Here is a 20,599-nt window from a genome sequence, read left to right as displayed (position 1 = left end):
TCTGCGTCCGCCGAAAGCCCGTCGGTTTGGTTCAGATGCCGAGAGTCAGCTGCGGCGGCTCCGCATCGTCCCCGGCCTGGAGGGAAGACAGCGAGACCCCCAGCAGCCTGACGCTCTTGGGCAGCGGAATCTCGACTTCGAGCAGGCCGCAAGCCAGCCGCTCAAGATCGTCCCGGCCTGCAACCGGCGAAAGAGCGGACCTGCTGCGCGTGATGATCTCGAAGTCGGCAAACTTGATCTTCAAGGTGACGGTGCGGCCACGGCTGCCCGTCGCCTCGCAATGGCGCCACACCTTGTCGACGAGCGGCTTGAGCTCGGCGACCAGCGCGTCGAATTCGGTGAGATCGCTTGAGAACGTGGTCTCCGCGCCGATGGACTTGCGGACCCGGTTGGCCCGGACCGGCCGTTCGTCGACACCGCGCGAAATCCAGTAGTAATAGGCGCCCGACTTGCCGAAATTCGCATTCATGAACTCCAGCGTCTGACGACGAATATCGAGACCGGTGAACATGCCGAGCGCGTTCATCTTCGCACCCGTGGCCGGGCCTATCCCATGGAACTTTCCGACCGGCAGGGTCTCGACGAAGGCGGGTCCCATCTCCGGTGAAATCACGAACTGACCGTTGGGCTTGCGATGATCGGAGGCGAGCTTGGCCAGGAACTTGTTGTAGGAGATGCCGGCCGAAGCGTTGAGGCCCGTCTCGGCCTTGATCCTCTCGCGGATCCTGAGCGCAACATCACGCGCCAGCGGGATGCCCTGCAGGTTTTCCGTCACGTCGAGATAGGCCTCGTCGAGCGACAACGGCTCGATGATGGGGGTATGCTCCGCGAAGATGTCGCGGATCTGCCTAGAGATCGCCTTGTAGACCTCGAAGCGCGGCTTGACGAAGATCAGATCGGGACATTGTCGCTTCGCCGTCACGGATGGCATGGCAGAGCGAACGCCGAACTCGCGGGCCTCATAACTGGCGGCCGCGACGACGCCACGTTCCGCGGAGCCTCCGACGGCGACCGGCTTTCCGCGCAGCTCCGGATGATCGCGTTGTTCCACGGACGCGTAGAAGGCATCCATGTCGATATGGATGATCTTGCGGACGGGCGAAGCTTCGCCGGTCGCCGTGTCGGATTCGCTCATGGCAAGATGATACAATCGAGCGATGAGAAGCGCGAGGTGGGTGTGGTTCAGCGCTCGAGACAGGCTGGCCGCCGCTCCGGGATGTCCCACTTCATCAAAAAACAATCTCAGGCTTGTGAGTGGCCAGCATGGCCACGCGCTCTAATATGAGGCTGCGGAGGACAGCCCATGCAATACAGCTCCGAACTCATTCGAACGATGCGTCAGGCGCTGGAGGCCGTGATGGCCAGCGTGCCGCCCGATCAGTCGGTGTTCGGCCTGAAGGCGGCGGTCGCCGAATGCATCCTGAAGGCGGCCGCACACGGTCAGACGTCGTACGCCGGACTGGTGACGTCGGCTTCCGACCAGGTCCAGACGATCATCTCGATGCTGAATTGAGCGTGGGCTTGCGCTGAGCAGGCGATGGCTCCGGCGCGAGCGGTATCAAGGAAATTCGGGTGAGGGTGCTCCCAGCGCGGACTGGAAGAGACTGGCGCACCCGACACGATTCGAACGTGTGACCTTTGCCTTCGGAGGGCAAAGGTGAATAGATTACCCTTGCTTACCTGAAATCCCTTGGAATTGATCCCCAGCACATATAGGCTGAAAACAGGCCAATTTCGGGGCTACGGTCGTTTCTGCAGATTACCCCCGCTTTCCGGCGCCTGCTTACCCACTGCTTACCCGAGGGGAAATTGCCAAAACTCACCAAGCGGACCGTCGATGCCGCCGATACTAAGGGGACTGACGTCTTTGTATGGGACGACGAGCTGCCGGGCTTCGGCCTGCGGGCGAAGAAAAGCGGCGCCAAGTCCTTCATTGTCCAGTATCGGAACGCGAACGGGCGGAGCCGCCGGCTCACGCTAGGTCGATATGGCGTCCTGACTCCTGAAGAGGCCCGCAAGGACGCCAAGCTCGCTCTGGCAGACGTCGTGAGGGGCTCAGATCCCGTCGAGAGCAAGAAGCTCGCCCGCGGGGCCATGGCCGTCGAGGAACTTTGCCGGGAATACCTCGACAAGGCGGAGCGCGGCCTGATCCTAACGCGGCGGGGCGAGACCAAGAGCAAAACGACCCTGTACAGCGACAAGGGGCGGATTGAACGGCACATCATTAAGCTTGTTGGTAAGAAGACGGTGAAAGGCTTCACCTCCACTGACGCCAAGGGCCTCCAGCGCGACATCATCGCCGGTAAGTCCGCCGCGGACGTGAAGACAAAAACCCGGGGCAGGGCGATTGTGAAGGGCGGGAAAGGCACCGCCGCCCGGACGATGGGCCTCCTCGGCGGGATATTCAGCTACGCGGTCGACGAAGGTTATCGGCCGGACAATCCGATTAACGGCATCAGGCGACCGAAGGATCAGACCCGGGAGTGGCGCCTGGACGACGCCGGCTATCGGCGTCTCGGAAAGTGTCTCAACGCGGCCGAGGCAAACGGCGAGCATTGGCAGCGCGTTCTCGCAAGCCGGACGTCCGCAATGACAGGTTGCCGCCTGGACGAGATAGAAGGCCTTCTGAAGACCGAGGTCGATCCAGTCGGGATGGCCCTTCGTCTAGGAGACAGCAAGTCCGGGAAAAGCATCCGCCCGGTGGGACCGGCCGTTGTTGCGGTCCTGAAAGCAGCAATGGCAAAGTCCAAATCCAAGTACGTCTTCCCTGCCGTCACGACCGAATCAAAGCACCACACCGGTCTTACCCGATGGCTAAAGAAGGTCTCCGCCAAGCAAGTGCCGGGAATCACCAGTCACGGCCTGCGGCATTCCTTCAGCTCGACGGCTGAGGATCTCGGTTATTCGATCCCGACGATCAAGGCGCTGATCGGGCATTCCAGGTCGAGTGTCACGGAAGGTTATATTCACAAGATCGATTCGGCGCTCTTGGCGGCGGCCGATCAGATCGCGCGGCACATCGATGAAGCCATGATGGGTCGGAAACTCCGGAAGGCATGAGCCTGTCAAGTTAATCCGTATCGTTCGGAGCACCGTTGCGGGGCTCCTATCATAGGTCCCTCATGGCGCTGACTACCAAACAAATTGAGTACCTGGTCGAGCAAGTCGGTATCGGCCCTCACGCCGAGCTTGATTTCAATAAGCTCAAGCGGGACGTCGAAGGAGCCGGATCAAGGTATCGCTCCCGAAAAATGTCTGGCTCAGGCGGAACTGCAAATAAACGGAAGAAGTGGCTCAGTCACACCAGGTCGATCACGTCCCAACTGCAGGAAGCTCTAAGAGATGAAGAAAATGTGCGGTGGTTCAGCGTCAGAGCGCCAGCAACATTCTCGACAGAAACGGAGGATGCCAAGGCCGCAGGTGGAGAGGGCACCATTTCAATTATGGGACTAATAGCTGCGCTTGGCGGGCTGCAGGAAGAGATTTCGAAGCAGCTCTCAGGTAGGCCTTTAAACGCATTCGAATTGTCGCGAAGTCCATTTGAGTATCTCGCAGGCGAGTTGATGCCTCTGATCTTCTCTAGCCATTTCAAGCGCAAAGCAGGCATCTCTCGGTCCGCCGACAATGGCAGGCCTGGAGGCCCACTGTTCCGGTTTGTCAGAGCCGGAGTGGATCTCCTCGGCATTACGCATAGCGGAAAGCCTTATGCGGACGAGGCGATTGCAAAAGCGATCAGAGATGCGAAGAGCAGGCCGACTCGAAGGAAGAACGGCGCCAGCGGGCAAAAATTCTAGAACGAAATTATTTGCACCCTTTATGCATTGGTCGGTCGTTGTCCTACGTTACCTCGCGTTGACGGAAATTGTCCCGTGACGAAGCGAGGCTCGAATGGAATTCTCTCAGCAAGACGCGGCAAGGTCTGATAGGCTTTTACGTCGGACCGAAGCTGCAAAATACGTAACGGACACATACGGCATACCCTGCTCGCCCAAGACGCTGGCCAAACTTGCATGTGTCAGCTCCGACGGACCGCCCTTTCACAAGGCTGGCCGTATACCTCTCTACCCAAAGCCGGATCTCGATTCCTGGGCGCAGAACAAGATCGGACCGTTGGTTCGTTCCACTTCCGAGTGTGCCTCGCACCGGGCCGCTGCCTGATGTCGATTGCAGCAACAGTAGCGCCGGCTAAACTTTGAAAACCTTGGGAGCTACTTAAATGCCCTCCGCAAATGGCGTCTATTCCCTTCCATCGGGCTATTTGGCTGTCACGGGTACGACCATCCAAGCCAGCCAGCATAACCCGCCGCTCGAGGATATCGCGGCAGCGCTGACCGCTCGCCTGTCGCGTGACGGCACGGCTGCGATGACCGGGCCGATACAGTTTACACCAGGCGTGGTCGGGCTTCCTGGTGCTGTCTTCAGCACCGATCTGACTACAGGGTTTTATAAAACCACGAATGGCATTGGCGTCGCGGTTGGTGGCGTTAAGGTCGGGGAGTTCTTGGCGGGCGGCATCATCGGAGCGCGTGTCATTGGCGAACTGGTGCCTTACGTATGCACAACTGCCCCGTCATCTCTGTGGGTGCTTCCATTCGGTCAAACCCTGTCGCGCACGACCTACGCGGCGCTATGGACGCAAGCACAGATCGAGATCGCTGCAGGCAATACGTTTTTCAATAATGGCGACGGCTCGACCACTTTCGGAATTGGAGATTTGCGTGGGCGCGTCGTGGCTGGCAAGGACAACATGGGCGGCTCTGCTGCCGGTCGGTTGACAGGATCCGGCAATGCGTTCGGTGCTCAAGGAGGAGATCCGACAATCCTGGGAGCTACGGGTGGCGCACAAAGCAGCACGCTTCTAACTGCAAACCTGCCACCTTATACGCCGTCTGGCACCATCACGAACGGAGCGATTACATTTTCAAATATGCAGGTCACATCTCAGGCAACAGGGGCGAGTCAGGGCTTCACGACCGGACCGAGCCAAGCGAATGCTGATATGACAAACCGAAGCGGTGTGGCTCAGGCGACCACCACTTTTACAGGCACTGCGCAGGGCGGCACCAGCGCAGCCTTCCCCAACGTGCAACCTACCATCATCACCAACTACATCCTATTCGCTGGAGGACAGGCGTGATTTCGAATGAGTGCCTCCATATTCCGCCCGATCACCCTTTGGCTATTGAGCTTTACGACCTGATCGGGCTGCAAGGCGTCATCATAGGTCGGATGAATGAGGAAGCTGCTTTGGTCAACGCCGGGGGCGATCGAAGCACTTTCGATAAGCTTCAATGCGCGATGCCTTTGGTGAACGCCGAAGTCGAAACGCTCCTGGAAGAGTACCGGAGCGAGCGGGGCGGCGACGAAACTTGCCGCGTCGGCCTCACTTGCGATGCGCGCGGCTACCCTGTGGTGGTGGGCCGTCCAGGCGGCCCGCTGCTCAACTGAATTTCGCGCGGTCAGAGATGTACTGGCGCCTGGATCGTCTCAGCCGCGGTGCTTCGAAAAGAAAGCCGCGGCTGGGGCTGCAAATTGGAGAATGAACGATGGCGACGCTAGACGAACTCGGGAAAGCATTGACGAACGCGGATGCGGCAGGCGATGTGGATGCTGCGCGAGCGCTTGCCGGTGAAATCACTAAGATGCGTCAGTCAGCACTGGCGCCTAAGGGCAGCATGGCCAAGTTTCGCCTGACTGACCCGACCGGCGCCGAATACGAGGTTGATGCTCCGGACGAGCACCAGGCCGTTGCGGGTTTGAAACAGGTGACTGCCGCACCTAAGAAGGTCACACTTAACATTGAGGGGCGCAGGGTCACAGTCGACGATAGCTTTCTAAAGCTCTCGCCCGAGCAGCAAAATTCGGCCGTTGATGAGATTCACAAGGCGTTGCCAAAGCCAGTGACAGACGCTGCGCTGCTTAAGCAGCTTAACGCCCCTGATCCTATTCACATAGGCGCGCCGGACGGCTCGGTCGTGGAGTTTCCCGCAGGAACGTCGGACGAGACGATCAAGAGCGCCATGGGCAAGGCTTATCCGGCGCCGGCAGGTAAAAGGGTGACGGACCCCGCGTTGCTTGCGGCCCTGAACGGCACGACGCCGCCTGCGGCAGCTCCGACCGAACCGAAAGGCATGCTCCAGACGGTCCGCGAGGCCATCCACGCCCCGACCCGCGCACTGGAAAATGGCGTGATGCTTGGACTCGGCGATCGCGCTCGCGCGGTCATTGATTCCGCGCTCAGTGGCGGCGGATACGGCGAGCATCTGAAGAACGAACAGGGCGAAACGGAGCAGTTCGCCAAGGCTCATCCTATCGCGGCTCCCGTACTCGAGGCGACTGGCGGCGTTATCGCGCCGATCGGCGTGCTAGGTGCCGCCGCGCAGGGCGCAACGCTTGGCACGAAGACGTTGCTCGGCGCGGGTGCTGGCGGCGGTATTGGCGCGGTCCAGGGCGCCTTCGGCTCGAAAGATTGGACTGATGTTCCGCAGCTGGTGAAAGATACAGCTGTCGGTGGAATCCTTGGCGGTGCGCTCGGCGGCGTCATGCCTGCGGCAGGCGGCGCCGCGGGGCGCGTTTATGGGGCGCTGACCAACGCGATCACTGGCAAGGTCGACGGCATGTCCCGCGCTGCCGGCGGCCATCTGGTGCGCGCCGTGGAGGCCGACGGCCCGGCCGCGGTGCAGGCGCGCGTGGCCGAGCTTGGACCGGACGCCATGCTTGCCGATGCAGGCCCTGCCCTGCTCGGTAAGGCGCAGGGTGCGAGCCTCAACAGTGACGAAGGCCGCTCGGTGCTTCAAACTGCGCTCACCACGCGCAATGAAGGCACCAACGCGCGTATTCAACGGGACGTGAACCAAGCGCTCGGTCCGGCCGAAGATCCGCAAATCGTCACGGACTCGATCCGCGCGCACCGGTCGGCTGTCGATAATGTCAACTATCCAGCCGCCCTGGAGAACGCTCCCGACGTCCGTACGGCGCACATCCTGACGCAGATTGACGACATGCTGCCGCGCTCGGTTGGCAATGAACATCGCGCATTGACCAATCTTCGCGCCATGATGATGACCACGGAGCGTCGGCCGCTCCTGGACGCGCAGGGCCATCCGCAATACGACAACATGGGTCGCCAGCGCTGGCAGGAAGTGCCGGTGTCGCAGAACGACGCCGAAGTGCTCCACAAGGTCAAGCAGGAGCTGGACAACGTCATTGAATACGACGCCCCGGGTCTCGGCGTTCCGGCCGGCGCCCTGACGCGTCAGCAAGGTGTGCTGCGTCACATGCGCGGTCAGGTCAATCAGGCACTCGAGGAGCAGGTGCCGGGCTATGCGAACGCCAATGCCGTGTCTGCGGCCCTCGCGCGCCGCGGCGAGGCTGTTCAGAACGGTACGCAGTATCTCGGCTCCGGTAAGACCACGCCCTCCCCCGAGCGTTTCGCTGCGGACTTTGAGCCCCTTTCGCAGGGCGAGAAGATCGCATTTGCCAAGGGCAGCCGTGGCGAAGTGAACCGCGTGCTCGGCACCAAGGCGAACGATTTGCAGGCGCTCCGTGGCGAGCTGCAGGGCGAAGGCGGTTGGAATACTGACAAGCTGGCCACGGTTCACGGCGTTCCGGAGACGAACGACCTGATCGCCTCAGTTGAGCGTAATCTGAAGTTTCGGGACACTCACCAGAAGGTGGTTGAGGGATCACAGACCGACCTCCGCAACGCCGCACGCAAGGAGATGAAACCGGACCCGTCGACGGAGACGCCGCTGTTCAACCCGAATTCGACCCTAACCGGTATGCTTGCCACCGTAGGCAAGAAGACGACGCAAAAAGTCGTTGATGCTTTGACGCAGAGCGATCCCACCCGCCATTACGGCGAGGTAGCGCGTGCGCTGACAGAGCAAGGTTCGGCGCGCGATGCGCGGCTGCTCGCGATCGTGAACGCGATCAATTCGCGCCAGGGGAACGTCGAGGGGGCGAAGACGGCGGGTAACGCGGGTGCTGTCGTGGCAGCACTTCTTGGGAACAGCGCCGCTGACCGGCTGTATGTCGGTCCCAGCCGAAGGCAGCAGCAATAACCAATAAACTCGAGAGGACGTTCGATAAAATGAGCGCGAGCATGCATGGGGACGCAGCGACCCTACTGTCCACCGATGCAATTGAGCCGGCGCCAAACCGATTCACCGCAGCAGCTAAGGAGGATTGGGCTGCTACACCCCAAGCGGTGCGCGGCGAGGTGCTGCGTATGGAAAAGGAACTCAAAGCCGGCCTGGAAAAATATCAGGTCGCCGCAGCGCGCGACGCCGATCTTGCCGACTTTCACAACCGAGCGGACAGGCGCGGTACTTCGCTCAAAGAAGTTCTGTCAGGTTACGTCAGGCTGGAAGACATGTTGCGAGCTGACCCGGATAAGGGGTTGGAGGTGCTGTTCGGAAACATCGGGATTTCACCTTGCGAGTGGGCGGTGAAGCTCTTGGGGCAAGAGATGGACTCCGTCACCGAAGCTGTCACGAAATTTGCGGCGACCCGTCCTCGCTTCGATGAACTGTCCGAGGACATTGTGTTTTTTCTCGACACTGGACGAGCCGGCGATCTAGCCGAAGCTTACAGCTTGGCGGAACGGTTCAACGAGAACTAAGGCGGAAGCCGGCCCGAGCGAGCCACGCTTGGATAATGCTGATGACGTCCCGATAGCCTGTTCTTCCCGGAGAGCTGGACGTGATCTTTGTTGCATCGCATGACTGCGAAGGTGGTCAAAGCAGTGCGTTGTACCGCGGATGAGGCTTTCAATTATTGATGCGAACCCTTGACGGTGGCAGAGGTCCCTTCCGCTTCTCGGCGGAAGCGCTCTAACCGTAATGGATGAACACGTAATTGTATTTTGTATTTGCGGTAGGCGTACTTCGATACGTTTAGCAACGTGTTTGGGTTCCTTGAACGCGGGACACATCGATCCTTGCACTTGTGACCAATGTTCCGACGTTGTCGAGCGGGCCTTCTTTGGTGCGAGTTTCAGGACGTTGATAGATACACCGGCTCCGATCAATTGGGAAAGGCTCCGTTGTTTTCAGTAGGGCCCCGTTCTCTCCCAGAAACGTGATCGTGGCATTTTGAGAGCCGCGCCATGTCCCCGATCCGTTGTAGTATCCGTACTGCATAATGTACTTGTCGCTTCGTCCCGAAGCATCGCAGGTTTGGAGGATGCTTAATTTTATTGCACTGATTATCCCAACTGTGTTGCCCTCTCCATCAAGCGTCGGAACATCCGAAAGGTCGAGCGTTCTTAGCAACGTCACAGGCAGGCAAGCGGATGCTTGTGGAGAAACTTGCGCTCTCAGCTTATTTCCCTCTTCGGCTAACCGAGAAACTTCCTTGCGGGAGTTGAAAAGATCGCGTTCCAGAATTGGAGCCTGCGATGCTAAGAGCTTGTTTTGCTGCAAGACAAGGTACTGTGCATAAACTTCATGATAGACGAGCCAGCAGACGAGTGCAGCGTATGCCAACAACGCGTAGCTAGCCCAATCCAAGAGCCGGAAGGGCCAATACGACCTCTTAGATGACTTTGTGATCTTCTCGTTGGCAACCTGATGAACTGGTAAGAATGGGATTGGTTGAAGCGACACCGCGGGCGTAGGCCCCGGCACGAGAATTTGAAGCGCGTTCCTAAATCCATTAAGGACGAGCGCACTTACTTCGAATGCATTGAACTTATCCAAGTCGGTTCTAATTCGAGCGGCGCTCGCTTCAGCTTCCAGCGTCAGGAGACCTCCCTGCGCGCCGCGTTTTCCGATCTGAATGGATTTGACGCCGGGCTTGTTCTTGATGGTAAGAAGCGTTTTGTCGCCCGTCCGCTTCATCAATATGTCTGTGGTACGAGATGTTCTCGAAATGATGTTCCAGAACCAGCGATTAGGCGGTAGATCGAAGCGAGCTCCCGCATCGCTTATGTATACTTGCCCTCGCGTTGCTTGGAGGACGTCGTAGCCCAAATTGTCAAACACCCCGCCATCGGTGACGAGATCTTCATTGAAGCCGAACAGATCGGCGCGGTCGGCGCCGATGTCGCTTGCGAGTATGCGGGCTGGCGGAAATAGGGGAGGAAAGGCGCTCGAAGCGGCAACGGCTTTGGCTACGGGGAGCTCCTGGCCACCATATGGCGGATTAGCTCCTCGGGCGTAGCCGTCCGAAGAGAAAATGCAGGCGTCTCCTGTGAGAAATGTTGTGCCGAGCAGGAAAAACTCTGGTCCTCCCTCAACCTTAAGCGAAGAAAGCTCGGCGTTACCGAACAGCCCCTTGTACTCTGCCTCCAGAAAGTCAGTTCTTCCGACTGGGATTCTCTTTCCGAAGAACCACAGCACCGCATTCACGAGGGGCACGAAACAGAGAAACGCCAACACAGCTCTTCGGACGACGCGGCCTCGAACGTCCCGCTTCGCAAAGTTCATTAGCGTTTGGGCAGCTGCTATGGCGTCCCTATCTGACGATCCAGCGTACTTTCGCCAATTCAGGGCGAGATGCGCTGCAGCGATGCTTCCACCGGAGACCGAGTAGACCCTTTCTAACTTCTCTAGAAGTCCCTGCCGGCGAAACGCCCAGATTACGCCCAAGTGAAAATATGTAGCACGCAATCCTCCGCCGGACAGACAGAGAGTTATGTCCTTGTTTTCCGTTGGTTCGGCCATCGGAGGGCTCGAGAAATAATGAAAAAAATGAGCCGATGCTTGTCGCAGTCTATGTCCGACCAAGCAACAGGCGCGGTATGTTATCGAATTCCTCTATGCCAGTTGTGTCAAGCGCGTTTTCTAACGCAGGGTGTTAGCAGCCACTACGTACGGGAATCGGCGGGACCTAGTTCACGAGCCACCACGTGCTCTGCTAAATCCCCGAGTGGATCAATAAGAGCAAAGCCATTTCCATTCGCTAAGTGCCCTGGAGTGCGATCCCTTCCAGGCATTCAGCGACTGGTGGATGCAGAAGGGCTACACCAAGAAGCCCTTGGCCGCGGAGAAGAAGGCCCAGCGGGAAGGCGGGACGCGTTTGTCTGCGCAAACTAAGACGCGTTTTGCGGCCTGCAGTTAAGTTGCTCCTCAAGGTGCTTATTACAGTTCCGCAATGTCCTCGGATGAGGAGAGGTAATCACGCGGCCATCCGCGACGACCTGCCGATCAGGTGTCATGTCGACGTAGGAAGGCGACGAGCGCCCAGGCTCAAAGAACCCCTCTTCGTGACCGACATCGCAGCGATTCGTCCGACATTGCGAAACCCGATGCACTACCACTATTGTCGAGTCTAGCATCTTCTCAACCGGGCAGTTACTCGGGCTCGCGCGCGCTTGCACGGCTAAGCCCGATGTGCCCCGAGCCCGTCACTAAATTACACGGGCCCGTCTCGGCGCAATCGCGGCTAAACCTTCCAATTCGAAAAATTCGTAGCGATTGACTCTTTTTTTACTACCTCTCGGGTACAACCGAGAAGATTGGACTAGTTCGTTCGCGACGGATGCATCAGAGGCTTGCTCGCGACCGGCCTCTCAAAGCGACGAAACTGATCCTGCCGCTCAAACCGGCGCAGAACGACCAAACAGCCCTCTCGCTCAAACCGGCACGGGCCTTTCCCCACCTAATCTATCCGAGTTTCGGCCGCGCATGGGTCAACCCTATGCGCGCCATAACTACAAGGCTTACGCCCATGATCGATGAGTCACTGCAACTCATCCATTTTCCGGCCGTGCGCCGGGCGATCGGTTTTGAGTCCAACAAATCTCTGCACAGGGCATGCGTTGCGTTCGGCATTCCCGTGGTCGTGCTGAACCGTAAAGTTAAGGCGCTGCGGCAATCAGATTATTCACTGCTGCTGCAGCGCGCTACCGGTCACGCGGAGGCTAAGTGATGCCGACTCATACAGTGCCTGCCTGAAGCGAAAAAGAAAACGCCCGATCGTTTGCAGCGACCGAGCGTGTATTCTGAATTGGTATGGCTGCCCTTTCATAGTGCATGCTTCGAATATTGTCAATGTGAAGGTCGGGTTCACCGCCGCGTTCGCGGCATGAGGAGCCTGATTAATATGCTTAAGCAAATCGGTTGGTGTTCGCGCCGACATGGGGAGCCCCATTCCCCTCTCTTTCAAATGCCTGATGGCAGCCGGTGCCCTGGCGAATTTCTACAACGCCCCGAGCAGCCTCATTACTCGACGCTGCCGGGGGCATTGCGCAAGTCTCCCTTAGTCGAGACCTGGATTGACGTAGCGCTACATACGCGCTCCTGGCCCGATCGCGCCGTCGCGTTTGACCAACTGATCCGTGAGCTGCTCGATTCCGACAACGAGATGTCCGACTCTGTTCAGGCCGTGCGGGGCTTGCTGACCTTGGCAGCCGAGCACTTGTGCGAACGAGAGTTAACCACGCTCGACGCTGCGCAGTTCTACCGACCGACCCTGCACGAACAATGGCGTGCCGTAGGCAGCCGATTCATTCGGTGCCACCGCATTACCGAGGTGCGCACCTGGCTGAAATTGCATCCGGGCTTCGATCGGGTATCGAAGGTGAGCGCATGACCGCCTTTTTGGACTTCGCTGAGCAGAATGATCTTGCGCTGTTTCCGATGCCTCATGGCAATAAGGTTCCGCACGGAATTGTTTCATCGTTTGCTCACGATTGGAGCCGCGATCGGAATCAATGGGAAGCTTGGCTCGCCGTGCACGCGTGCAATTTCGGGATCGTAGCTGGCCCGTCTCGGATCGTGATTGCCGACATCGACGTTGCTGAAGTCGGTCCTGTGACCGCTTGGAAGTACTGGGAAGAGTGGTGCACATCCCGCGAGCTGCCGGTGTATACGTCCTATTGCCGTAGTGCCCGAGGCGGCTGGCACGTTGCATTCGCGCTGCCTCCGGATCTCGACGTTACTACTCTTCGCCAGGTTCCACTCATCGGCCCCATTGAGGGGATTTCAAAGAAGCCGGTGGTCGATCTGAGGGTAGGTAATGGCTTCGCCGTTGCCCCGGGCAGCTTCTACAACGGCATTCCCAAGGGTGAAGAGAGTGGCATGTATGTGCTTCTCTCCAACGCAAAGGTGCATGTGGCGCCCGCTGAGCTACTGTCTGCTTGCGCCCGTGCATCGAGACAGAACGTCACGGATCGGGCTGGTACGGCCGATGCCGGGGATACGGCTAAAGCGCTGGAGTGGATGGCCGAACACGATTGTTTTGCCTCATATTCATCATGGCTTGAGGCAGGCATGATTCTGCGCGGCGAATTCGGCGACGATCCCGGCTTTTCACTCTGGCAACTGACGAACGATGGTTCGTGCAGCGCAGAGGCCGAAGAGGCGAAATGGCACTCCTTTTCCCAAGAGCCTAGCGCTGACGGGGTAAAAATTGGCACATTGAGGAAGCGCGCCCACGATGCGGGCTGTCCTCACACTATCCGCCCCTCGACCGAGTCGATGTTTGCCGGTGTTGCGGCTCTTGCGTCGTTGTCTGCTCCCACGACAGCCGTTCCGATGCTGTCGGGACGCGGTGACATGCAGGCGAAGCTGTGGGCACCTATCCTTGCGGCCGTGCCTCAACTCGAGCGGACCGCCGACCATCCCGAGTTGCCAGACATTGGGCACCCCATACGCGATGCGATCAACAGGGCAATTCCCGGTATCATCGCCAGCGGCAACATTGACGCGCTCGCGGTTGTTGAATGCGTGCACCCCAGCACGGCCGCGATGGTTGCCGCCATCACGCCTGCGGTCAAAGCCCGGGCTGAAGCGTTGCGGCAGGATGTTGAGCATAGACTCGCGCCTGGCGACTACACGCGGGATCACAAAGGTTCGATCGAGCGAGACAATCCTGACAATGTGAGGTTCCTCCTGGCGAGCCTCAACATGGAGGTCAGATATAATGCGTGGCTTGAGCGGGTCGAACTCCAAGGTTGGAAGTGGCCCACTTGGACCGAGTTGAGCGATAGCGCGGTGGCTGTCCTTATGACCCGCGCTGCGCAGACCGGCACGCGCTTTACCCCGGCCGTCGACTTCGTCTGGCGCACGATACAGGCGCTTGCGGTTGAGAACGCACAAGACCCAGCGTGTGAGGTTCTCGACGATCTGGAGAAGGCATGGGATGGGGAAGCTAGGCTTCATTCATGGTTAAGTAATGCCTGCGGCGTTCCGTATGACGCGTACCATCAAGCGGTTTCAGCAACTATCTTCCTTGGATTAGTCGCCCGCATACGCTGCCCCGGTGTCAAGTTCGATTTGATGCCGGTTTTCGTGAGCGAAAGGCAGGGCACGTCAAAGAGCACTCTCGCTCGAATGCTTGCCCTGAACGACGCTTGGTTCGTCGAGAACGTCGCGCTCGGCGAGAGTGCGAAGGAATTGGTACTCCTTCTTGCGGGCAAGAGCGTAGCCGAGATCTCCGAAATGCGGACGCGCGGGGAGGTTGACGCTGTCAAGGCGATGATATCCGCCACGCACGACGAGGGTCGGCCGGCTTACGGACGCGCCACCGTCAAACGACCGCGAAGGAACATTTTTATCGGCACGACCAATCGCCTCGAATTCCTGGAGGATCCGACAGGTGGTCGACGCTTCCTGCCGATCGTTGTGCAGAGCGAGATCGATCTAGAATGGGTAAGGCTTCATCTTCCCCAACTAGTTGGGGAGGCCGCGACGTTGCAGTCGCGCGGCACCGACATCAACCTGCCGCGGGGTGTGTGGGCGTTAGCGGGTGAACACCAGTTGGCCGCGACGGCTCAATCGTCGGCGGAGATGCTTCTTAGAGACTGGTTCGCTGGTGATGAGCCTTGCTGGATCAGCTCGGCAAACTTGGTGCTATTGCTACGCCAAGCGCTCGGGCGTGACGTGTCCCGCGGGGCCTATGTCCCGGTAATGACGAAACTCGGTTTTCAGAGCAAGCCTCATCGGGGCGGCGAGGGCGTCCAGCGCGGTTGGGTACGTGGCATGCCTGCCGTCAATGCGCCCGGCTTTGGCGCGCAGCTCGGTGTAACGGGACGCCCGGTGCTGCAGCGTCTGCTCGAGCCGCCCAGGCCGGAGCCTCGCCTTCCAGCGCTGCCCTACTAGCTCGGTAGCCAGGAATGTTACGCTTGGTGTGACGCTTCTCTTGGGGAAGCGTTACGCAGAAAGGGCCTTGTTCTATAGGTCTGTAATGCTTGTAACGCTTGTAACGCTCTAATCTATAAACTCCATGAGAATAGGGGCTGATGCCGAATTGGGTATCCCTATGGGTAGCATACAGGTGCTGTATACCCTCCCAGGAAGTGATCGTTACAGCGTTACGCGTTACAAAACATCCGAGAGGGCGCGAAATTATCTGCTGAGAGTCGAGCGGTGAGCGTGCGCCAGTGGCGTAATTTAATAGGACGGATCACCGCAATACGGCGCGCGCGGAGATTCACGAAATGGATACCTGATCGGAGCAAGCTTACGTCACTGACGCAATAAACATTCAAAGGAAAGCAGAAAGTGCTGCCCTGGAGAACACCGCGCCCGCCGCGGGATATCGATGTTCTGGCTATTCGCAAGGCCTGCGAGCGCTACGGATACGGCCAGTCGACTTTCGCCGGTATGCTGGGTGTCAGCGTTCGGACACTTCAAGGGTGGGAGCAAAGACGCCGTAAGCCGTCCGGGCCAGCTCGCGCGTTGCTGTTGACGATTCATCACAACCCGACGGCATACTTCGATGCGATAGCCGAGTGGAATGCGTGTCGTGTCCCGAGCCCGTAAACGCGTCTGTCTCGAGGCAGGCCTGAAGCTGGACATAAACCAGTTGCGGCGCACCGGTGTTATGCCGAGCGAGCTGCAAGCGGAAAGCGCGGGATCCATTCGGGTTCGCTACCCTGATTTTGAGCAGGAAATCCGATTTGCGAGCAGACCGCGTCATTTTGGGGGTCGCCAGTACTACTTTGAATGTCCGGCGACTGGGCGGCTTTGCTCGACGCTATGGAAGCCGAATGGAGCATCGCGATTTGCGTGTCGCCAAGCCTGGGGCCGTCAGGTCGCATATCAAACTCAATTCGCGGACGCGACTGCACGCTGCCATCTGGCAAAGGAAAGAGTGCGGCGACGGCTGGACGGGCCGGATTGGTGGGACAACATGCCACCCCGCCCCAAGGGGATGCGCCGCGCCACCTATGGGAAGTGGGAAGCCCGCTACGAATTGCAGGAGCAGAAGCTCGACCACGCGCTTGCGTTCCTATGGCAAACCAAATGGGCCTGTATCAGGGGAATGGATTAGCCAACTGATTTCGATTGGGCCGTAGACGAGCAATCTGATGTTCGTCTGGGTAAAGCGGCATGCTCGGCTCGTAATCGGGTCTCAGGAGCGCGGCTCATCGCGTTTCTTCATTGGAGCGAGTGCGGTCCCCTTGAGGTCTTTCCAGATGTTCCAAAGTCTTTGCCGCTGTTGTTCCGTTTCGCCCGCGGGTTGTTGAGCGTACGAAGCTCCGTGCTCGGTCAGGTGTTCGGCCCACGCTGCGTCGAATGCCTCTTCCCAGCGGTAGCGCCGTCGCAAATGATCGTCACCGGACGCAGCTCCGTGCTTTGCTCCATCTTTACGCCACCACGCTTCCAGCGCTGCATCACCGTCGTGTTGATGCACTGATCTCGTTACGAGGTCTTGGATCCCGGATGCCTTGTCCAAGGCTAGATCGATCGCCTTTTTGTCCCAGCGTCTGCCGATGACTGGCTTAGGCATCAAGCCGGCGGCCACCCACTTCGACCATGTGGCCAGCGTAATTCCGCAGTAGGTTGCGGCGTCGATCCCCGAAAGCAGGCGAGGCGCAAACGGCGATTCCGTCATTACGCTTAAAACACCCGGTCAAATGGGTTTAATGCGTTTTCCACGTCCGGAAGGTCGGTAAAGGTCGCCTCGACGCGGAGCCGGTCCCAAATCACCCGCCCGTCGATTTTCTTGGGTCTCGGCATGCGGCCGTCGGCGACCATCTCGTCAAATTTGGTCGTCCCCACGCCGATATACCGTGCCGCTTCCTCGCGGGGCATGCCGCGGGGCGGGTAGGCAATTGGATCGGCGCGCACCGCCACCATCACGAGCTTCTTGATTGGCTTGGTCTGTCTAGTCGTTCGACAGCAAGTTGGACGTTCACCAGGCGGTCATTGATCGCCTTGAGTTCGTGAACGGCGTCTGCGCTCTGCGGATCGAAAGTCGTTTGCCCTGACGAAGCGTTTCGAATGGCACCCACAATCTCAGAAGAGATCAATAAGATGACCCCGCACATAATCATCAACTCGAAATAACGACCGTCATATCGGAAAAATGTCGTTCCCGCTCCCGCGAAGCAACCGAGACTTAGTAGGCTCAAGAACAGTGGCATAGGCGCTCCTGATCAATGTGAAATTCAATAACCGATGGTAGAAAATAGACGAAAACCGATCACTTGAACATCTGAAGCGGAGATCCAATTGGCCAAAAAAGCAGCGCAACATCTATATGCGAAATGTCAACGCTAAGCGGGGCTCGGCAAGATCCGGTATTCTTTTCACATGGCCGATTCGATTGACTGGACCGACGAAACGCTTCGACCGCTGGATGAGCTTGCTCGTCTGGCATTACCCTATGGCGGTGTGACCGCCAAGACTCTTAGGTTGCGCGCGCGACAGGAGAAGCTAGCGGTTTACCGGCCGGGCAAGGCATATCTCGCGTCCCTGTCAGGGATCCGCGTGATGATCTCAAAAACCCGCGTCTCAGTCAGAGAGCACACGCCGACGCCCCTCGTTCCAAACTCACTTGGCCTCACAGAAGCGGACTTGTCTCGCATGCGGGTTGACAGGCGCGCTCGAAGCTCTAAGGCGGCCGCAGAAAGAGGCCAAGCGGCTTCGTGACGAGGTAAAGGCGCGCACAGCGCCTGCTCACCGATTGGAGATGCAGGAGCGACGTCGAGCACGGGCGCGACCGAAATGCCGCGAGAAATCTGAACGTACGAAGGATCTGTCGCAGTGACGCTCGCTCCGCGCCTCATATCCGGTGCGGAAGCCGCCGCCCATTGCGGCGTGACGCCTGCGACGTTCTCCAAGTGGGTCGCGGCCCGGCACCGTTCCTGGCCCACTGCGGGGAACGCGGCGATGGGACCGCAAAGCCCTTGATTTAGCCTTGGACAAAGCTTCCGGAATCGTTGCGCCGTCGGGCGTTTCGGAGGAAGAATGCCCGCTTGAAAAATGGATGCGGGAAGATGCGGCGCGCCAAAGTGCTGCCCGGACTGGCAACGGCCACCAAGACGCTCGCGGACGGTAGTCGCCGCAGAGTTTTTCCCGCCACCAACTATTTGCTCGAGCAACGTTAAGCGGTCGGCATTCCGTAGGAAGTTGCCATATCCGCTCCCCGCGCGACCGCAGCGATTTCCCCGTATTCCCAGCCGAGGCCGTGCAGCGTTTGGAATAGCGCTTCCTCAACGCCATCGACCTTGTATTCGACGATTGCGCGGCGCTCTGTCAGCGCGTCATGGCAGCCGTTCCGAAGATCGGTGAGCGAAAAGAAGACGGTGCCGGGCAAGGCATCTGCGGTGATCTGGAAAAGATTAAATTTCGGGGTTTTGCGGCTAGCCATTTGGTTTGCTCCGGTTGTCGGGCAAAAGCACTTGCCCTGCTCACCGGAATAACGTATATGTCATATATGCGATAGTCAATAGCGCATATGCGTTATTTTGGAGGAGACATGCCGCGCCCTGAGATTTATCCGGTCAAGAAGATGATCGGTTTCACCGCAGACATGCTGGAAGCAATCGACAAGTGGCGTGCCAAACAGCGTCCTATCCCGAACGTCTCGGACGCTATTCGCCAACTAGTCGAAGCTGGGCTGAAGGTGGCGTTGCCCAGAGACAAAAGGAATTGAGGAGGGACACTAGAGTCGAGCGCCGCAGTCCTGGGGACCTCACGCGATCGCAAGGGCAGTCGAGTTGCGCAGGAGACGGCAATGCTCGGCCAAGAGCACTGTTGTTAGGCGGCCGCGGGGCCACCTCTCTCGATGTGGACCCTGCCGTTGTTGACCGCAATGCTCGACGCCTCCCGCTAGACAGTGGTTTGCAAAACTAGCAACCGCTGTCTAGCCCGTTCGCCACCGCGTTGAAGCTTTGAAAGACAATAGGATTTTCCAATTTTGCGATCAGATCGTCACCGACGCACGGGGCGACCCTGGCTCCCGCAAGAAGCGGGAGGCGTCGAGCGTTGCAGTCAGTGACGGCGATACGAGGAGGGCGCGGGATGACCGAAACCATGCCTCGCGAATTTTGCTCACCTCTTTCTGGGCGCCTTGCCAACCGCACGCCTGCCCCCTCCTCCGCCGGCCATTTCGTTGAGGCGAGGGCATCAGCGCTTGGCCTGTTTGAGGATGCCGTCGAGCGCGTCCGCCAACGTGCCGAGAAAGACCTGATGCCAACCGTCGTCTGCCGGCACCTGCCAATTGTCTAAGTTGGCCGCGTAACGGAGCAAGATGGCGATGCCGGCCATTGTAGTTGGCTCTGAGCGGATCATTGCCGCAGCGTGCTTCAACAGCGCATCGTTTCTTTCCCCACTGATTTTGTCGGCAACATCAAAATCGGGGCCATCATCCAGTTTCGCGGAAATCGATACAGCCGCGCTATACCCATCCGACAGCTTTCGGTGGCGCTCGATGACCTCGAAGATCGGATCCAATTCCGCTGCCCCCGCTCCGGGAAGCGCGGCTGGCAGGACGGCGATGCCCGCGATGGCCGCTCGGCGGGACAGCCGCTTAGGCTCTGTACGCGGCGAAGCCACGGGTTTTTTAATGTTCATGGTGGTCCTCCGTTGCGGCTTCGCCCTTATGGAAGGGAAGCCGATTGGCAGGGGACAAGTCGGCATTGGCGGTAAGGGTCCAATTCCACAGGCGCGCACGCGCTTCTCACGTAGCTCGGCGAGGGGATTGCGCGCTGCTTCTGCGGTAAGGTAGTGACCAGCCGAACCATCGCCCATGGTGTCCAAGCCTAACCGTCCCATGAAGTTTACCGCCAAACATCCATGCGCTGATCCTGAAGCCGCCCCCACCAGATTAAACCGCAGGTTCGCCAGGCGCGCCACAACATGGACCATGCGAAAAGAGGCACTAAACGTTGAAGCCTGATTTCGGCAATGTCGGACGTCGGATCGACTGGAATGACGAACGTATCGCATGGGTCCGGCACCTTGCCGAAGTTCAGCGGATGACCGCGCGCGAAATCGCGCTGGACATCGGCTTGGCGGCAAACCAAGCGCCGCGCATCTTCGAACTCTGCAAGCGCTGCAATATCCAGCTGTCCGGACAGGGCGGTCGCCCGCGGCAGGAAGCCGCTGGATCGCGCATTTACCGCGTCGGGGTCCAATCGCGGAACACTGATCTTCTGTCGCGCCTTGCAGCGCGCCACTCGCTTGAACCGGGTCGCGTCGCAGAAATGATCTTGAATGCGGCGATCGAAACTGGCGACACCTTTTGCGAAAATCTCTTGGATTTGGAGGTGGCCAATGACGTTGCAGGAACGGCGGCCAATGACGGTTTGATGCGCGCGCGATGACGAACATTTCGCGCTCCGCGGTAGTACGAACGGCTATTTCCAGACCGTCCAGCCAAGGGTGCCGCGTTTAGGTGATGGATGCCCCACCCCAGCAGA

19 protein-coding genes are annotated in these 20,599 nt (G+C 58.9%); 13 read left to right on the top strand and 6 right to left on the bottom strand.

Translation table 11 applies throughout. The features are described from left to right. Positions 1-31: 31 nt before the first annotated feature. Entirely contained in the window at positions 32-1,135 is a 1,104-nt protein-coding gene (gene dinB / locus RX329_RS41720; protein ID WP_018455858.1) for a DNA polymerase IV, read from the bottom strand. 168 nt (positions 1,136-1,303) lie between these two features. Between dinB and RX329_RS41715 the strand changes: the two genes are divergently transcribed. The 7 genes from RX329_RS41715 (at position 1,304) to RX329_RS41685 (ending at position 8,623) form a co-directional block, all read left to right on the top strand. Beyond that, entirely contained in the window at positions 1,304-1,513 is a 210-nt protein-coding gene (locus tag RX329_RS41715; RefSeq protein ID WP_085361988.1) for a hypothetical protein, read from the top strand. A 296-nt stretch (positions 1,514-1,809) separates the two neighbouring features. Continuing rightward, positions 1,810-3,060: a tyrosine-type recombinase/integrase gene (locus RX329_RS41710; RefSeq protein ID WP_317245476.1), complete on the top strand. Its 1,251-nt coding sequence runs from the start codon at positions 1,810-1,812 to the stop codon at positions 3,058-3,060. A 62-nt stretch (positions 3,061-3,122) separates the two neighbouring features. Beyond that, the gene (locus tag RX329_RS41705; protein WP_317245475.1) at positions 3,123-3,794 is read left to right on the top strand and encodes a hypothetical protein; all 672 of its coding nucleotides are present in this window, start codon (positions 3,123-3,125) and stop codon (positions 3,792-3,794) included. A gap of 422 nt (positions 3,795-4,216) precedes the next feature. Continuing rightward, entirely contained in the window at positions 4,217-5,137 is a 921-nt protein-coding gene (locus tag RX329_RS41700; RefSeq protein ID WP_317245474.1) for a tail fiber protein, read from the top strand. After that, positions 5,134-5,448, top strand: a complete 315-nt coding sequence (locus RX329_RS41695) for a hypothetical protein (protein ID WP_317245473.1) — start codon at positions 5,134-5,136, stop codon at positions 5,446-5,448. The genes RX329_RS41700 and RX329_RS41695 overlap by 4 nt, the downstream gene beginning before the upstream one ends. A 98-nt stretch (positions 5,449-5,546) precedes the next feature. Beyond that, entirely contained in the window at positions 5,547-8,063 is a 2,517-nt protein-coding gene (locus RX329_RS41690) for a hypothetical protein (protein WP_317245472.1), read from the top strand. 29 nt (positions 8,064-8,092) lie between these two features. Further along, entirely contained in the window at positions 8,093-8,623 is a 531-nt protein-coding gene (locus RX329_RS41685; RefSeq protein WP_317245471.1) for a hypothetical protein, read from the top strand. Positions 8,624-8,897: 274 nt separating this feature from the next. Here RX329_RS41685 and RX329_RS41680 read toward each other — a convergent pair whose 3' ends face one another. Continuing rightward, positions 8,898-10,667, bottom strand: coding sequence for a patatin-like phospholipase family protein (locus RX329_RS41680; protein ID WP_317245470.1), 1,770 nt, complete (start codon positions 10,665-10,667; stop codon positions 8,898-8,900). A 1,006-nt stretch (positions 10,668-11,673) separates the two neighbouring features. On the opposite strand from RX329_RS41680, the gene RX329_RS41675 reads away from it, so the two are divergent. From RX329_RS41675 to RX329_RS41660, 4 genes are all read left to right on the top strand, one after another. Beyond that, positions 11,674-11,874 (top strand): hypothetical protein, encoded by a 201-nt coding sequence (locus tag RX329_RS41675; protein WP_317245469.1) that lies wholly within the window; start codon positions 11,674-11,676, stop codon positions 11,872-11,874. A 174-nt stretch (positions 11,875-12,048) separates the two neighbouring features. After that, positions 12,049-12,537: a hypothetical protein gene (locus RX329_RS41670; protein ID WP_317245468.1), complete on the top strand. Its 489-nt coding sequence runs from the start codon at positions 12,049-12,051 to the stop codon at positions 12,535-12,537. Next, complete coding sequence (locus RX329_RS41665; protein WP_317245467.1) at positions 12,534-15,047, top strand: VapE domain-containing protein; 2,514 nt, start codon at positions 12,534-12,536, stop codon at positions 15,045-15,047. The genes RX329_RS41670 and RX329_RS41665 overlap by 4 nt, the downstream gene beginning before the upstream one ends. Positions 15,048-16,080: 1,033 nt before the next feature. Further along, a complete protein-coding gene (locus tag RX329_RS41660; protein ID WP_317245466.1) occupies positions 16,081-16,221 on the top strand; it encodes a hypothetical protein in 141 nt (46 codons plus the stop codon). Between the two features lie 81 nt (positions 16,222-16,302). On the opposite strand, the gene RX329_RS41655 is transcribed toward RX329_RS41660, so the two are convergent. The 3 genes from RX329_RS41655 to RX329_RS41645 form a co-directional block, all read right to left on the bottom strand. Next, entirely contained in the window at positions 16,303-16,785 is a 483-nt protein-coding gene (locus RX329_RS41655; protein WP_317245465.1) for a hypothetical protein, read from the bottom strand. 5 nt (positions 16,786-16,790) lie between these two features. Continuing rightward, the gene (locus RX329_RS41650; RefSeq protein ID WP_317245463.1) at positions 16,791-17,030 is read right to left on the bottom strand and encodes a hypothetical protein; all 240 of its coding nucleotides are present in this window, start codon (positions 17,028-17,030) and stop codon (positions 16,791-16,793) included. Between the two features lie 1,249 nt (positions 17,031-18,279). Then, positions 18,280-18,546 (bottom strand): hypothetical protein, encoded by a 267-nt coding sequence (locus tag RX329_RS41645; RefSeq protein WP_317245462.1) that lies wholly within the window; start codon positions 18,544-18,546, stop codon positions 18,280-18,282. A gap of 108 nt (positions 18,547-18,654) precedes the next feature. Here RX329_RS41645 and RX329_RS41640 point away from each other — a divergent pair, with 108 nt between their 5' ends. Then, complete coding sequence (locus RX329_RS41640; RefSeq protein WP_317245461.1) at positions 18,655-18,831, top strand: hypothetical protein; 177 nt, start codon at positions 18,655-18,657, stop codon at positions 18,829-18,831. Positions 18,832-19,304: 473 nt separating this feature from the next. On the opposite strand, the gene RX329_RS41635 is transcribed toward RX329_RS41640, so the two are convergent. Then, on the bottom strand, positions 19,305-19,751 hold the full coding sequence (locus RX329_RS41635; protein WP_317245460.1) for a hypothetical protein: 447 nt from the start codon (positions 19,749-19,751) through the stop codon (positions 19,305-19,307). A gap of 314 nt (positions 19,752-20,065) precedes the next feature. On the opposite strand from RX329_RS41635, the gene RX329_RS41630 reads away from it, so the two are divergent. Beyond that, positions 20,066-20,503, top strand: coding sequence for a hypothetical protein (locus tag RX329_RS41630; protein WP_317245459.1), 438 nt, complete (start codon positions 20,066-20,068; stop codon positions 20,501-20,503). Positions 20,504-20,599: the final 96 nt, after the last annotated feature.

Source organism: Bradyrhizobium sp. BWC-3-1 (assembly GCF_032917965.1).
GTDB classification, from domain to species: Bacteria; Pseudomonadota; Alphaproteobacteria; order Rhizobiales; family Xanthobacteraceae; genus Bradyrhizobium; species Bradyrhizobium canariense_D.
This window is presented reverse-complemented; position numbering and strand designations above follow the sequence as displayed.